Genomic DNA, 13831 nt, shown 5'->3' on the forward strand with positions numbered 1-13831 from the left:
GTTTCGCATCTCACACCGATCCGCTCCGCTCAGGCGGCGGGCGGATAGTACTTCGAGGCGCTGGCCTTGATCGGCTCGGCGGTCTCGTTGGCAACGCGCTGGGTGAGCTCGACCAGCTCCTTGGCCTGGGCCTGGTAGGTCTCGAGCTGCTTGCGGGCGTGGCCGGTCCACAGCTCCATCGCTTCGGTCGGCGACTTGGCGCCGAACAGCTGCTGGGCGAAGTCGAGCTGGGCGCTGGAATTGGCCTTCATGAACTCGACCAACTTGGCGGTGTACTCGCTCGCGCCCTTGGAAGCGCAGGTGAACACGGCCTCGACGGTGCCGTTATGGGTCTCGGCGGCGTCCTTGAACTTGGCGTAGTTCTCGCGGGCCTGCGCCGCGCCCTTCTCGGCGAACGCACGCACCTGCTCGGGAACCTCGAACGGGATGATCGAGGCAGAAAACGGATCAGTCGCACCTGTCATGTTGGTCCCTCACGCTAATTGAAAAAATGGAGTGAGCCTTTCTGGCGCGCCCGCCGGCCCCGACCATGGGCCCTGCGCATTGAGCGGGTACGAAGACTGGAAACGCGAAACAATGAGATGGCTCGCCCAGCGCCAGAATTATGGCTGCCTATCATGTCAACATTGTGCATCGCAACGCGGCAGAGGGGTGCGATGCGAAATTTAATCTCGGGGAGGATGAGGTTCCGGTATGGGGGAACCGGGGGTTGAGGTAGTGGGATGCGCCCGGCAACACACGTGCTCTTACCCTCCCCCTGGATGGGGAGGGTCGGCTCGCAACGCGTCAGCGATGCGAGCCGGGGTGGGGTGATCTCTCCGCTCGGGGACCGCCTGTGGGGAGAGACTGTCACCCCACCTCGGTCCGCTCTCCGCTTCGCTGCGTGCGAACCGATCTACGGGCGAGCTTCGCTCGTCCCGGACCCCTCTAGGGAAGGATGGGCACCTGAGATGCCGCGCGGGTGCGTCTCTTCGCAAGCGCCCCACGCCTTGAATCCCTTGGATGCAACGTCGGCTCGGCTTGCGGGGTTGGCGGGATTAAGGTTATCGCCGCTTGGGGAGCGCCTGCGGGCTTTGGGCCGTGGACCTGGTCGCGCCTTCCGGGCGATACTAACCCTTTCTTAAGGCTGTCATTCCCGGCAGCCGCCACTCGTGAAGCGTGAGATGCAGCCGGCCTGATGACGCGTTCGGATTTCCAGTTGCGAGGGGTGGGCGATCCGCGGCTGGCCGTGCATGCGACCTCTGCCCTGCCGGCCTGGCTATGGTCGACCGACGGCGCGCGCGTGCTGTGGGCCAATCCGGTCGGCGCAAAACTGTTCGGCGCGGCCAACAGCGCCGGCCTTGCGGACAAGGTGTTCGGCCCCGCCGACAGCCATCGCCGCCAAATCGTCAGGCTCGCCCCCCAGCTGCCGGCGAACGGCGCAATGCGGCTGCAGCGGCTGCGCGGCTTCGGCGCCCGGTTAGGGGCGCTGATGACCTGTGCTTGCGCGCGGCTCGACTTTGCCGACGGCGGCCATGCGGTTCTGGTCATCGCGATGGACCCGACGCTGCGCACCATGCCGCTGGTCGAGCGGCTGCATCGGCTGGTCGCCGGCGCCAAGGTGCCGATGGCGGCGTTCGCGCCGGACGGGCTGTTCGTCGGCGCGAGCGAGGCCGCGCGCCCCCTGCTCGGCTTCCGCGATCTGCTCGAGGCCGGCCTCGATCGCGCCCGCAGCGATGCGCTGGCAACCGGCCGCGCCGCAACGCCGATCGGCATTGGCCAGATGGTGCTGCAACGGGTTGGCAGCGGCGCCGATATCGGCCTGGTCGCGCTGATCGAGCCCGCCGCCACCACGGCGGCGCACGAGGCCGCACCCGACGTGACGCCCGCGCAGCCTCCGGCCGCGGTGCCGGAGGACGCACAGCCTGCGCCAGACGAGGCACCGTCTGCGATCGCGCTGTTCGACGCATTCGCCGAGCCTGCCGAATCACCCGCCGAGACCATCGCGCCCGCGCCGATCGTCCCCGCGGCGGCTGACGTGGCGACCAAAACTCCGGTTGAAAACCAGCCGCAGGCCATTGCCTCGCCACAGCCCGCGCCGATCAATGCAGGCATGGTCGAGCCGACTTCAGACCAGCAGTCGGGCCAGCACGAGCCGCCCGCACCGCGTCAGCATCCGCTGCGCTTCCTCTGGCAGATGGATGAAGAGGGCCGCTTTGTGCTCGGCTCCGATGAATTCATCCGCCTGATGGGCACGCATACGGCCGCCGGCTTCGGCCGCCCCTGGCGCGAGATCGCCGAGGAATTCTCGCTCGATCCCGAGGGGCGCGTGGCGAAGGCGCTCGAAAGCAAGGATACCTGGGCCGGCATCACAGTGAACTGGCCGGCCGACGGCGGCGAGCACATTCCGGTCGAGCTCGCGGGCCTGCCGGTCTACGACCGCAACCGTGAATTCGCCGGCTTCCGCGGCTTCGGCGTCTGCCGCGATCTCGACGCGCTCAACCGGCTCGAGGCGCTCAGGCGCTTCGAGCTGCTGGTCGAGCCGCCGGCACAGGATCGCTCCACTGAGGCCGTCGCGTTCGATGCGGAGCCCGAGCCTGAAGCGGCGGCGGAAGCTGAGGCGGAGGGCGAAGCAGAGGCACCGCCGATCGCGCCATCCGAGCCTGAGCCGCAAGCCGAGCCCGAACCGCAAGCCGAACCCGACCTGCCAGAGCCCACAAGCGAGACGACTTCACACCCAACCGAACTGGACACGCCCGTGGAAACGCCTCCCAATGTCGTGCCGTTCCGCGTCGCCGGCGATACGCGGCCTCCGACGCTGACGCCGGTCGAGAACAGCGCGTTCAACGAGCTCGCGCGGCAATTGTCCGAGCGGCTTGAACGCGAGCGCGAGACCATCACGACCGACGCGGCCGGACCAGTGGCGGAGATCAGCGCCGAAGCACCGGAGCCGGAGCCGCCGCAGGCCGCAGCCGAATGGCTGACCGAGCCCGCACCGCCGCCGCGCGGGATGAGCGCGCGCGACCGCACGCTGCTCGACCTGTTGCCGACGGGCATCCTAATCTACCGGCTCGACCGCCTGCTCTACGCCAATCCCGCCTTCCTCGCGCGCATCGGCTATGACAGCCTGAACGCGCTGGAGCATGCCGGCGGGCTGGATGCGCTCTATGTCGAGCCGGGCGTGTCGGCGGCCAGCAGCACCACGCAAGGCGGCACGCCCGTCACGATCAGCGCGACGGCGCCAAATGGCGAAGCGCCGCCGGCCGCGACGGAAGCGCATCTGCACACGATCGACTGGGACGGCGACAGCGCGCATGCACTGATCTGCGCGCTGCCGCAGGCGGCGCCGATCGCGGCGGCTGCTGTCGCAGAGACCGTGGTGGCCGCAGAGCCTGACGCCGCGGACGCGGAGCCCGCGGCCGGCGATGCCGATGCCGAGGATCTCGCCGCCATCCTCGACACCACGGCCGAGGGCATCGTGATGTTCGACGCCGAAGGCAACATCCACGCCTGTAACCGCAGCGCGGAGGCGCTGTTCGGCTATGACGGCGAGGCGCTGCTGCAGCAGAATTTGCTGACGCTGTTCGCCCCCGAGAGCCAGCAGATCGTCGCGGATTATCTGGAAAGCCTGAAGAGCCAGGACATCTCCAGCCTGCTCGATCACGGCCGCGAGGTGCTGGGCCGCGAGAAGAAGGGCGGCGTCATTCCGCTCGCGATGATCATGGGCCGCACCCGCCCCGACGGGCCGAACTTCTTCGCCGTGTTCCGCGATCTCTCGCACGCCAAGAAGGGCGAGAGCGAATTGACGAAGGCCCGCCGCCTCGTCGACGGCGCAGCCAACGCCAAGGCCGACATGCTGGCGCGGATCAGCCACGAGATCCGCACGCCGCTCAACGCCATCATCGGCTTTGCCGAGGTGATGATCTCCGAGCGCTTCGGCGCGCTCGGTAACGAGCGATACGGCGAATACATGAAGGACATCCGCGCTTCCGGCGAGCGCGTCATCGCCATCATCGACGACCTCCTGGAGCTGTCGCGGATCGAGACCGGCAAGCTCGATCTGAATTTCGCGAATTTGAACCTGAACGATTTGGTCGAGGCCTGCGTGACGGTGATGCAGCCGCAGGCCAACCGCGAGCGCATCATCATCCGCACCTCGCTCGCCCATGCGCTGCCGCAGGTGAGCGTCGATGCGCGCGCGATGCGGCAGATCACCATGAACCTGATCTCGAACTCGATCCGGCTCGCCAGCGCCGGCGGCCAGGTCATCGTCTCGACCGCGCTGACCGATCGCGGCGAGATCGCGTTGCGCATCCGCGACACCGGCCATGGCCTTTCCGAGCGCGAAGTCGCCGCCGCGATGGAGCCGTTCCGCACGCCGCCGCCGGGCGATGCCGCCGACAGCTCGGCGCTGAGCCTGTCGCTGACCAAAGCGCTGGTCGAAGCCAACCGCGCCCGGTTCAACATCAAGAGCGCCGGCCACGGCACGCTGATCGAGGTGGTGCTCGCGCCCGCGCTGGCGGGGGCGTAGGGCGCGGCACGCTCAAGCCGTCATTCCGGGGCGCGCCTCTTGGCGCGAGCCCGGAATCCATCGATCCGCATCAATGGTGGTGCAATGGATTCCGGGCTCGTCGCTTCGCGACGCCCCGGAACGACGGCGGGGGCTCACGCCGCCCGCACCGTCTCCAGGAACCTGCTCACCTCGATCTTCAGCCGGCTGCTGTCGTTCGACAGCGATTGCGCCGCGGACAGCACCTGCGAGGAGGCAGATCCCGTCTCGGTCGCGCCCTGGCGCACGCTGGAGATGTTGGCGCTGACCTGCGTGGTGCCGGCGGCGGCGCTTTGGACGTTGCGCGAGATCTCGCTGGTCGCGGCGCCCTGCTCTTCCACCGCGGCCGCGATGGTGGAGGAGATTTCGGACAGGCGCTCGATGGTGCCGCCGATGGTCTTGATCGCACCGACGGAATCCTGCGTCGCGACCTGGATGCTCGAGATCTGCTGACCGATGTCGCCGGTCGCCTTCGCGGTCTGCTCGGCCAGCGCCTTCACTTCCGAAGCCACCACGGCAAAGCCGCGTCCGGCCTCGCCCGCACGCGCGGCCTCGATGGTGGCGTTCAGCGCGAGCAGATTGGTCTGGCCGGCGATGGCGTTGATGAGCTCGACCACGTCGCCGATGCGCGCGGCCGCCTTGGACAATTCGCTGACGCGGTCATTGGTCTGCCCGGCCTGGGTGACGGCCTCGCCCGCCATGCGCGCGGAGGCCTGCACTTGGCGGCTGATCTCGTTGACGGAGGCGGTCAGCTCCTCGGCGGCGGACGCCACCGACTGCACGTTGGTCGCCGCTTCCTCGGACGCCGCCTCGACCAGCGTGGCAAGCTCGGTCGAGCGGCTGGCGGTCGTGGTCAGCGACGTCGCCGACGCCTCGAGCTCATTGGCCGCCGACGACACGGTCTCGACGATCTCGCCGATCGCCCCTTCGAAATCGTCCGCCATCCTGATCATGTCGGCGCGGCGGCGCTCGGCGGCGAGCTTGTCCTGCCTGATCTTCTCTTCGGCCTCCTCCTGCGCCTTCCGCTCGGCGTTGATCTTGAAAGTCTCGACGGCTTGCGCGATCTCGCCGATCTCGTCGGGCCGGCCGAGGCCGGGAAGAACGATGGCGAAATTGCCGTTGGCAAGCTCGATCATCGCCGCGCGCATCGCGGTCAAAGGCCTCGAGACCGAACGTCCGATGAAGATGCCGAGGCCGAGCACGCCCGTCGCAATCAGCGCGATCGCGACCGCAATCCAGAACTGGATGCTGGTGCGCTCGGCCTCGTTAAGACGGTCGGCATCGGCGCGGATGCGGTCGACCGATGTCGAGACCTGCTCGATCACGGGCTCGACCGACGCGAAGGCCTCGGACATCGCCTTCGATTCAGCCGCCAGCTTCAGCGCGGTCTCCATCCAGGCGGAGAAGTCGCGCTGATAGTCGGCGAGCTTCTGGCGCAGCTCGGCCTTGGCGCCGTCGGCAATGGCTGCCGCGTCGAGGCCGGCGGCAAATTCGGACGCGCGCTTCTTCATCTCCTCGCCATATCTGGCGTTCCGACGCAGCATGAAATCCTTCTCATGCCGGCGCATCATCAGCATGATCACCTTGAGCTCGGAATTCTGGAACTGGTCGACCTGGCTCTCGATACCGTGGACGGAAGCGCGCAGGCGGCCTTCGAGCCCGGACTTCTCGTCGAGGCCGAGCCGCTGCCGTTCCTCGACCACCGCGGCGAAGCGGGCCTGATAGGTCTTCAGCGACGCATTCATCGCGTCGATCTTCTGCGCCAGCTCGGGCTGGCCGAGCGCTGCGATCTTGCCGCGGAGCGTCTCGATGTCGAGCGCCACCTGCCGGCCGATCTCGACCTGTCGCTGCGCCCTGGCCGGATCGCTGCGCAGCAGAAAATCCTTCTCGGCGCGGCGCGCCTCGAGCAGCTCGACCGCGATCCTGTTGTTCAGCTCGAACACGGTGCGCGCATCCTCGGCCGCGTCGCGATAGACGCCCATCCTCCGCTCGCCGTAGAGGTGAATGCCGCCGATCAGGACGACGCCGATGACGCCAATGACGCCGATCGCGGTGATCTTGTGAGTGAGTCGCAGGGAGAGGAGCCGCATCTAACGAGAACCCGCTGGTGATCGATACGCTTGATGAGGCGATAAAGCGTAAAAACTTCCGTTAATTTGCGGGCACGTACGAATACGTGTATTTGTCACAATGCTCGCTTCTGTGCACGGTTGCGTGCACAAGTAGGTTCCAGAAAATGAAACACGGCGCCCAGCGGCGCCGTGTTTGCAACGTTCAAGCCGTGGTTGGATCGGCTCAGCTATAGATCTCGAACAGGCCGGCGCCGCCCTGGCCGCCGCCGATGCACATCGTCACCACGCCCCACTTGGCCTTGCGGCGGGCGCCTTCCTGCAGCAGATGGCCGGTGAGACGGGCGCCGGTCATGCCGAAGGGATGGCCGATCGCGATCGAGCCGCCGTTGACGTTGTACTTGGCGGGATCGATGCCGAGCTGGTCGCGGCAATACAGGCACTGGCTGGCGAAGGCCTCGTTGAGCTCCCACAGATCGATGTCGTCGATCTTGAGGCCGGTGCGCTTGAGCAGCTTCGGAATCGCGAACACCGGGCCGATGCCCATCTCGTCCGGCTCGCAGCCGGCGGTGGCCCAGGCGACGAAACGGCCGAGCGGCTTGAGGCCGCGCTTCTCGGCGTCCTTGGCTTCCATCAGCACCACGGCGGCGGCGCCGTCGGAGAGCTGGCTGGCATTGCCGGCGGTGACGAACTTGCCCGGGCCCTTCACCGGCTCGAGTTTTGCCAAGCCTTCCATCGTGGTCTCGGGCCGGTTGCATTCGTCGCGATCGACGACGTAATCGACGATCGACTCGGCCTTGGTCTGCTTGTCGACGACCTTCATCTTGGTCTTCATCGGGACGATCTCGTCCTTGAACTTGCCGGCCTGCTGCGCCGAGGCCATGCGGCGCTGCGATTCCAGCGAGAATTCGTCCTGATATTCACGGCTGAGCTTGTAGCGTTCGGCGACGATGTCGGCGGTGTCGATCATCGCCATGAAGATGTCGGGGGCGACCTTGAGCAGCTCCGGGTCGACCGATTCCTTCGGCGTGGCGCCGCCCGGAATCGAGATGCTCTCGACGCCGCCGGCGACGATGCAATCGGCGCCGTCCGAGCGGATCGAGTTCGCGGCCATCGCGATGGTCTGCAGGCCCGACGAGCAGAAGCGGTTCACCGACACGCCGGCGGTGGTCTTCGGCAGGCCGGCGAGCAGCGCGGCCTGGCGGCCGATGTTCGGCGCGCCATGGGCGCAATTGCCGAGATAGCAGTCCTCGACATAGTCCTTCTCGACGCCGGCGCGGTCCACCGCGTGATGAATGGCGTGGGCCGCGAGCGACATCGGCGGCGTGATGTTGAACCCGCCGCGGCCGGATTTCGCCAGGCCCGTGCGCGCATAGGAAACGATGACGGCTTCACGCATTGTTTTCTCCCTTGTCGAACGATTTGGAACGGAGCGTCCTGACGCCATTGGTACACAAAGATTGGGGGTGGGGAAAATGAAAACGCCGCCTCCGGCGATGGAGACGGCGTTGTTCCGCGTGTCGGAATATATGATATGATGATCGTCATTCCGGGGCGTGCGCGCCCGCTCTATCCACACGTCATGCCCGGGCTTGTCCCGCCTGCGCGGCCGAAGCCGCTTCGGCGCGGCGAAGGGCCGGGCATCCACGTTCTTCGCGCCGAGCGGCAAGACGTGGATGGCCGGGTCATAGGCCAGCGGAAGCGACGCCGTCCTTCGGACAGCTATGCCCGGCCATGACGCCGGTGGGAGCCGCTCAGAACGTCAGCGCCTTGGCCTGCTTGACCTGCGGCAGGGCCTGCACCTTGGCGAGCACGTCGGCCGGCACCACACCGTCGACCTCGACCAGCGCAATGGCATCGCTGCCCGGAGCGACCCGGCCGAGATGGAAGGTCGCGATGTTGATCTTGGCGTCGCCCAGAAGCCCCGCGAACTTGCCGATGAAGCCCGGCTTGTCCTCGTTGGTGACGTAGATCATCGACTTGCCGAACTCGGCGTCGACGCGGATGCCCTTGATGTCGACGAGGCGCGGCTTGCCGTCTGCATAGACGGTGCCCGAGACCGACCGCTCCTGCCGCTCGGTGGTGACCGTGACGGTGATCAGGCTCTCATAATCGCTCTGCGCGGCGCGGACGATCTCGTCCACCACCATGCCGCGCTCCTTGGCGACGACCGGCGCGGACACGACGTTGACCTCGCCCAGCATGGGCCGCAGCAGGCCCGACAGCACCGCGGAGGTGATCGCCTTGATCTTCATCTCGGCGACGTGGCCCTCATAGGTGATCTCGACCTTGAGGATGCCGCTCTCGGTGAGCTGGCCGGCGAACGAGCCGAGCTTCTCGGCGAGCGCGATGAACGGTTTCAGCTTCGGCGCTTCTTCCGCCGTGATCGAGGGGAAGTTGACCGCGTTCGAGATCGCGCCGGTGAGCAGGTAATCCGACATCTGCTCGGCAACCTGCAGCGCGACGTTCTCCTGAGCCTCGGTGGTGGAGGCGCCGAGATGCGGCGTGCAGATCACGTTGGGATGGCCGAACAGCACGCTCTTGGTCGCGGGCTCCTCGACGAAGACGTCGAAGGCGGCGCCGGCAATGTGCTTGGCGTTGAGCGCATCGACCACCGCCTGCTCGTCGACGAGACCGCCGCGGGCGCAATTGATCAGGCGCACGCCCTTCTTCATCTTGGCGATCGCGGCCGCGTCGATGATGTTCTTGGTCTTCTCGGTCAGCGGCGTGTGCAGCGTGATGAAGTCGGCGCGCCTGAGCAGATCGTCGAGATCGACCTTCTCGACGCCGATGTCCTTGGCGCGCTCCGGCGACAGGAACGGGTCGAACGCGATCACCTTCATGCGCAGGCCGAGCGCGCGGTCGGCGACGATCGAGCCGATATTGCCGCAGCCGACGACGCCCAGCACCTTGCCGGTGATCTCCACGCCCATGAAGCGGTTCTTCTCCCACTTGCCGGCCTGCGTCGAGGCATCGGCCTGCGGGATCTCGCGGGCGAGCGCGAGCATCAGGGTGATGGCGTGCTCGGCGGTCGTGATCGAATTGCCGAACGGTGTGTTCATCACGATGATGCCCTTGGCCGTCGCGGCCGGGATCTCGACATTGTCGACGCCGATGCCGGCGCGGCCGATCACCTTCAGCCTGGCCGCCTTCTCGAGGATCTTGGCGGTCGCCTTGGTCGCGGAGCGGATCGCAAGGCCGTCGTAATTGCCGATGATTTCGGCCAGCTTGTCCTTGTCCTTGCCGAGATTGGGCTGGAAGTCGACCTCGACGCCGCGATCCCTGAAGATCTGCACGGCAGCGGGCGAGAGCGCGTCGGAAATGAGAACTTTGGGTTTGGTCATGGGATTTGTCCTTCACACCCTCCCCTGGAGGGGGAGGGTCGGCGCGAAGCGCCGGGGTGGGGTGAAGCTGCAACAAAGAAAGTCGCCGGTACGTCGTGTGGAGAGATCACCCCACCCCGCCGCACCTGGCGGTGCGTCGACCCTCCCCCTCCAGGGGAGGGTCAGAGCATCACGCTGCCTTGGGCAGAGCGGCCTTGGTCTCGGCGAAGGCCCAGTCGATCCACTGCGTCAGCAGCTCGACGTCCTTTGCTTCCACCGTGGCGCCGCACCAGATGCGCAGGCCGGCCGGCGCGTCGCGGTAATAGGCGAAGTCGTAGCCCGCGCCTTCCTTCTCGACGAGGGCCACCAGCTTCTTGCTGAACTCCGCCTGCGCGTCCTCGGAGAGCGAGGTGATCGCAGGATCGGTGAACTTCAGGCACACCGAGGTGTTGGAGCGGATCGAAGCGTCCTTGGCGAGGAAGTCGATCCAGGGCGTCTTCGCCTTCCAGTCCGCCAGCACCTTGGTGTTGGCATCGGCGCGCGCGATCAGCGCCTTGAGACCGCCGATCGACTTGGCCCAGTTCAGCGCATCGAGATAATCCTCGACGCAGAGCATCGACGGCGTGTTGATGGTCTCGCCGACGAAGATGCCTTCGTTGAGCTTGCCGCCCTTGGTCATGCGGAAGATCTTCGGCAGCGGCCAGGCCGGCTTGTAGGTCTCGAGCCGCTCCACCGCGCGGGGCGACAGGATCAGCATGCCATGCGCGGCCTCGCCGCCGAGCGCCTTCTGCCAGGAGAAGGTAACGACGTCGAGCTTGGCCCAGTCGAGCGGCTGCGCAAATGCGGCGGAGGTCGCATCGCAGATGGTCAGGCCTTCGCGGCTCGCGCTGATCCAGTCCGCGTTCGGAACGCGCACGCCCGACGTGGTGCCGTTCCAGGTGAAGACGACGTCGCTCTTGGGATCGACCTTCGACAGATCGGGGATATCACCGTAGGCCGCATTGAGCTTAGTGACGTCCTTGAGCTTCAATTCCTTGACGATATCGCTGACCCAGCCCTCGCCGAAGGATTCCCAGGCGAGCGTGGTGACGGGCCGTGCGCCGAGCAACGACCACAGCGCCATCTCGACCGCGCCGGTATCGGAGGCCGGCACGATGCCAATGCGGTAATCGGAGGGGACCTCAAGCACTTCGCGCGTCAGGTCGATCGCTAGCTTGAGCTTGGCCTTGCCGATCTTCGCGCGATGCGAGCGGCCGAGAGCTGCGTCCTTGAGATTTTGGGCGTTCCAGCCGGGGCGCTTGGCGCAGGGGCCGGAGGAGAAATGCGGCACGGTCGGCCGCGAAGCGGGCTTCGCTACAGTCATGATCTACCCTTCCAGATAGTAAGCCTCCCGTTGGGGGGAGGTGTCCCGCCGCGGCTGATACGGGAATCGGGAAGGTCCGTCAAGGAAGTTCCGGGGCCTCACGCGCCAGTGATGGCGCTTCCGGTGCAATATCAGGGGATTCGACAACAGTGAGCGCGTTCAGCAAGTCCGTGGCATCGCTGATCAATTGCGCCGCCTTGCGGCGGCTTCCGACCTTCAAAATGCATTTGTCATTGGCCTGCACGACGTAGTCGTTGCCGACCTTGATCATCGAATAGCTTGTCATTGAAATGTCCCGAACCGAGCGAGCCCGGTGTCAGATGCCCCCGTAGCACCCTTCGTTCCTTCATCAATGTGAACGACGGAGCGGTAGTTTACCGGCTCTTAACACGACCGAATGAAAAGCCCGCTTTTCGCCGGCTGCGAAGCGCTCGCGTCGCGCTGCCTCAAAAGCGGACAGTCATGCCGACGTGACTCGCCGCAAAGCCGAGCCGCTTGTAGAAGCGCTGCGCATCGACGCGCGTCTGATGCGTGAGCAACTCGACCAGATTGCAGCCGCGCGCCTTTGCTTCCGTCACGGCCCATTGCACCAATTGCTCGCCGATGCCGCGGCTGCGACACTCGGTGGCAACGCGAACGTCCTCGAGCAGTCCGCGGGATCCGCCCTGCGAGCTCAGGCCCGGCAGAATCGCGAGTTGCAGGCAGCCGACCACCCTGCCCTCACTCTCGGCAACCACCAGCGTCAGATTCGGATCGCGCGCGATCCGCGCGAATGCGTCGTAATAGGAGGACGGCAACGGATCCTCCACGCGCTCGCGCGCGCGGCCGAGATGATCGTCGGCGAGCATCGCCACGATCGCGACGACGTCCTCGCGGCGCGCGGGACGGATAGAGACGGCTTCGGCATTCATGTCAGGCGACTCCGCACCTCAGCGCGCCGGCGGAAGGCCGAGAAACGCTTCGACGTCGCCGATCCAGCGGCGGACGGAGGCATAACGACCGAGGTCGAAGCCACCTTCATGCGCGAGGCGCGTATAGGCGAGCAGCGACACGTCGGCGAGCGACACCTCCTCGCCGGCGAACAAGCGGCTGGCGGCGAGATGCTGCTCCATGCGGTCGAGCGCCGCATAGCCGCGCTTGACCTTTTCAGGATCGAGCTCGGAGGCATCCTTGCCGAGATAGACCATGAGGAAGCGGCACACGGCGATATAAGGCTCGTGGCTGTACTGCTCCCAGAACAGCCATTCGTCCATCTTGGCCGCCGTGAAGGCGTCGCGCGGAACCAGCACGCTGTCGCGGGCGACATAGCGGATGATGGCGTTGGACTGCGCCAGCGTACGGCCGTCGTCGAATGCGACGGTCGGCACCTGGCCGGCGCCGTTCATCTTCAGGAATTGCGGCGTGCGCGTCTCGCCCTTGCGGGTGTCGATCTCGATCCACTGGTAGGGCACAGCGAGCTTGTCGCAGACCCACTTCACCTTGAGACAATTGCCGGAATTGCTGTCGCCGTAGATCTTCATCGCTGCCGCCCCGCTTTCGGAACGAGAGAGCATCAGGACGAAGCGCAGCTGTCAACAGGAAGCGGACGGCTCAGAACTTGTAGCCGACGCCGAGGCGCGCGTTGTTCAACGTCACCTGCGTGTTCATGACGGGCGAGAATCTCACATATTCGTATTCGATGCGGGCGAACAAGCCGTCCCAAACGCAGTATTCGAGCCCGAGGCCGGCGGTCCAACCCACTGCGTACGTGTTGGTCCTGTGCTGACCTTGCGTGCCCGACTGCGCAGGAACCGGGCCCCACGTTCCAAGTATCGTCGTGGTGTTGCCGAAGAAATCCGTCGTCGTCGTGTCCTGTCGCATCGAGACGCTGCTGGTCACGGTGCGCGACACGTCCATTCGCCCGACGGCAGCGCCCATGAAGGCATAAGGCATGAAGCTGCCGCCGTCCCAACCCACGCGGCCGCGGAGCGTCACCATGTCTTTGACCTGTGCCGCCGCGGCACCCGTCAGCGTGACGGCATAGTTGTTGGTGACGCCGGGCGCCCGCACCTCACCAGGCGGGTTGACGATGACGAGCGAGTTGGTTCCTGACGTCAATGTCGCCATATCGTTGAAGTAGCTGTAAGTGCCCTCGAGACTGAGAACGGCATCATACCATTGCCAGTTGCGGCCGACGAAGCCACCGAAATTGGTGCTTTGAGTGTTGGTCTTGTTCAGCAGCGACCACGTCGAGGTCGGCCCCTGGAGTACGCTGTCGCGGAAGATGTAGTTGGTCAGTCCGACCACGCTCTGACTGAAATCCGTGGCATCTGCGGTATAACCGCCATGACCGCCGACATAGAAGCCATTCCAATTGACGGAGGTCTTCGACAGACCGTCGGCGAAGCCGCCGCGCAGCACGGGCAGGTCCGGCATGTCGGCCGCTTGCGCGGCAGACACCGTCCCCAACATCGCCGCTGCCAACACCAGCCTACGCATCACCACGCTCCATCGGACTCGAACTGTTGCGATGATCATCGCCTGTTAACCTTAACCAATGGTTGCGCCA

At 66.0% G+C, this 13831-nt stretch carries 10 protein-coding genes; 1 reads left to right on the forward strand and 9 read right to left on the reverse strand.

Annotation, left to right across the window (positions count from 1 at the left end; all coding sequences use genetic code 11):
- Nucleotides 1-29 precede the first annotated feature (29 nt).
- Entirely contained in the window at nt 30-464 is a 435-nt protein-coding gene (locus I6F12_RS32650) for a phasin (RefSeq protein WP_225158098.1), read from the reverse strand.
- Nucleotides 465-1177: 713 nt separating this feature from the next.
- Here I6F12_RS32650 and I6F12_RS32655 point away from each other — a divergent pair.
- The gene (locus I6F12_RS32655; protein WP_225158099.1) at nt 1178-4510 is read left to right on the forward strand and encodes a PAS domain S-box protein; all 3333 of its coding nucleotides are present in this window, start codon (nt 1178-1180) and stop codon (nt 4508-4510) included.
- 134 nt (nt 4511-4644) lie between these two features.
- Here the strand turns inward: I6F12_RS32655 and I6F12_RS32660 are convergent, their stop codons facing one another.
- From I6F12_RS32660 to I6F12_RS32695, 8 genes are all read right to left on the reverse strand, one after another.
- Complete coding sequence (locus tag I6F12_RS32660; protein WP_225158100.1) at nt 4645-6618, reverse strand: methyl-accepting chemotaxis protein; 1974 nt, start codon at nt 6616-6618, stop codon at nt 4645-4647.
- Between the two features lie 205 nt (nt 6619-6823).
- On the reverse strand, nt 6824-7996 hold the full coding sequence (locus I6F12_RS32665; RefSeq protein WP_225158101.1) for an acetyl-CoA C-acyltransferase: 1173 nt from the start codon (nt 7994-7996) through the stop codon (nt 6824-6826).
- Nucleotides 7997-8351: 355 nt separating this feature from the next.
- Complete coding sequence (gene serA / locus I6F12_RS32670; RefSeq protein WP_036030940.1) at nt 8352-9941, reverse strand: phosphoglycerate dehydrogenase; 1590 nt, start codon at nt 9939-9941, stop codon at nt 8352-8354.
- A 169-nt stretch (nt 9942-10110) separates the two neighbouring features.
- The gene (locus I6F12_RS32675; protein WP_225158102.1) at nt 10111-11283 is read right to left on the reverse strand and encodes a phosphoserine transaminase; all 1173 of its coding nucleotides are present in this window, start codon (nt 11281-11283) and stop codon (nt 10111-10113) included.
- Nucleotides 11284-11362: 79 nt separating this feature from the next.
- On the reverse strand, nt 11363-11569 hold the full coding sequence (locus I6F12_RS32680) for a hypothetical protein (protein WP_036009515.1): 207 nt from the start codon (nt 11567-11569) through the stop codon (nt 11363-11365).
- A gap of 160 nt (nt 11570-11729) precedes the next feature.
- Nucleotides 11730-12194, reverse strand: a complete 465-nt coding sequence (locus tag I6F12_RS32685; RefSeq protein ID WP_225142218.1) for a GNAT family N-acetyltransferase — start codon at nt 12192-12194, stop codon at nt 11730-11732.
- Between the two features lie 18 nt (nt 12195-12212).
- Nucleotides 12213-12803: a glutathione S-transferase family protein gene (locus I6F12_RS32690; protein WP_036009513.1), complete on the reverse strand. Its 591-nt coding sequence runs from the start codon at nt 12801-12803 to the stop codon at nt 12213-12215.
- Nucleotides 12804-12873: 70 nt separating this feature from the next.
- Nucleotides 12874-13761, reverse strand: a complete 888-nt coding sequence (locus tag I6F12_RS32695) for an outer membrane beta-barrel protein (protein ID WP_036009512.1) — start codon at nt 13759-13761, stop codon at nt 12874-12876.
- Nucleotides 13762-13831 lie beyond the last annotated feature (70 nt).

Origin of the sequence: Bradyrhizobium sp. IC4059, from assembly GCF_020193615.1 — a bacterium.
Lineage (GTDB): Bacteria > Pseudomonadota > Alphaproteobacteria > Rhizobiales > Xanthobacteraceae > Bradyrhizobium > Bradyrhizobium yuanmingense.

What these genes read in the sequence shown, in the direction of transcription:
- I6F12_RS32650 (WP_225158098.1), bottom strand. Translation starts at nt 464, where the DNA reads ATGACAGGTGCGACTGATCCGTTTTCTGCCTCGATCATCCCGTTCGAG.
- I6F12_RS32655 (WP_225158099.1), top strand. Translation starts at nt 1,178, where the DNA reads ATGACGCGTTCGGATTTCCAGTTGCGAGGGGTGGGCGATCCGCGGCTG.
- I6F12_RS32660 (WP_225158100.1), bottom strand. Translation starts at nt 6,618, where the DNA reads ATGCGGCTCCTCTCCCTGCGACTCACTCACAAGATCACCGCGATCGGC.
- I6F12_RS32665 (WP_225158101.1), bottom strand. Translation starts at nt 7,996, where the DNA reads ATGCGTGAAGCCGTCATCGTTTCCTATGCGCGCACGGGCCTGGCGAAA.
- serA (WP_036030940.1), bottom strand. Translation starts at nt 9,941, where the DNA reads ATGACCAAACCCAAAGTTCTCATTTCCGACGCGCTCTCGCCCGCTGCC.
- I6F12_RS32675 (WP_225158102.1), bottom strand. Translation starts at nt 11,283, where the DNA reads ATGACTGTAGCGAAGCCCGCTTCGCGGCCGACCGTGCCGCATTTCTCC.
- I6F12_RS32680 (WP_036009515.1), bottom strand. Translation starts at nt 11,569, where the DNA reads ATGACAAGCTATTCGATGATCAAGGTCGGCAACGACTACGTCGTGCAG.
- I6F12_RS32685 (WP_225142218.1), bottom strand. Translation starts at nt 12,194, where the DNA reads ATGAATGCCGAAGCCGTCTCTATCCGTCCCGCGCGCCGCGAGGACGTC.
- I6F12_RS32690 (WP_036009513.1), bottom strand. Translation starts at nt 12,803, where the DNA reads ATGAAGATCTACGGCGACAGCAATTCCGGCAATTGTCTCAAGGTGAAG.
- I6F12_RS32695 (WP_036009512.1), bottom strand. Translation starts at nt 13,761, where the DNA reads ATGCGTAGGCTGGTGTTGGCAGCGGCGATGTTGGGGACGGTGTCTGCC.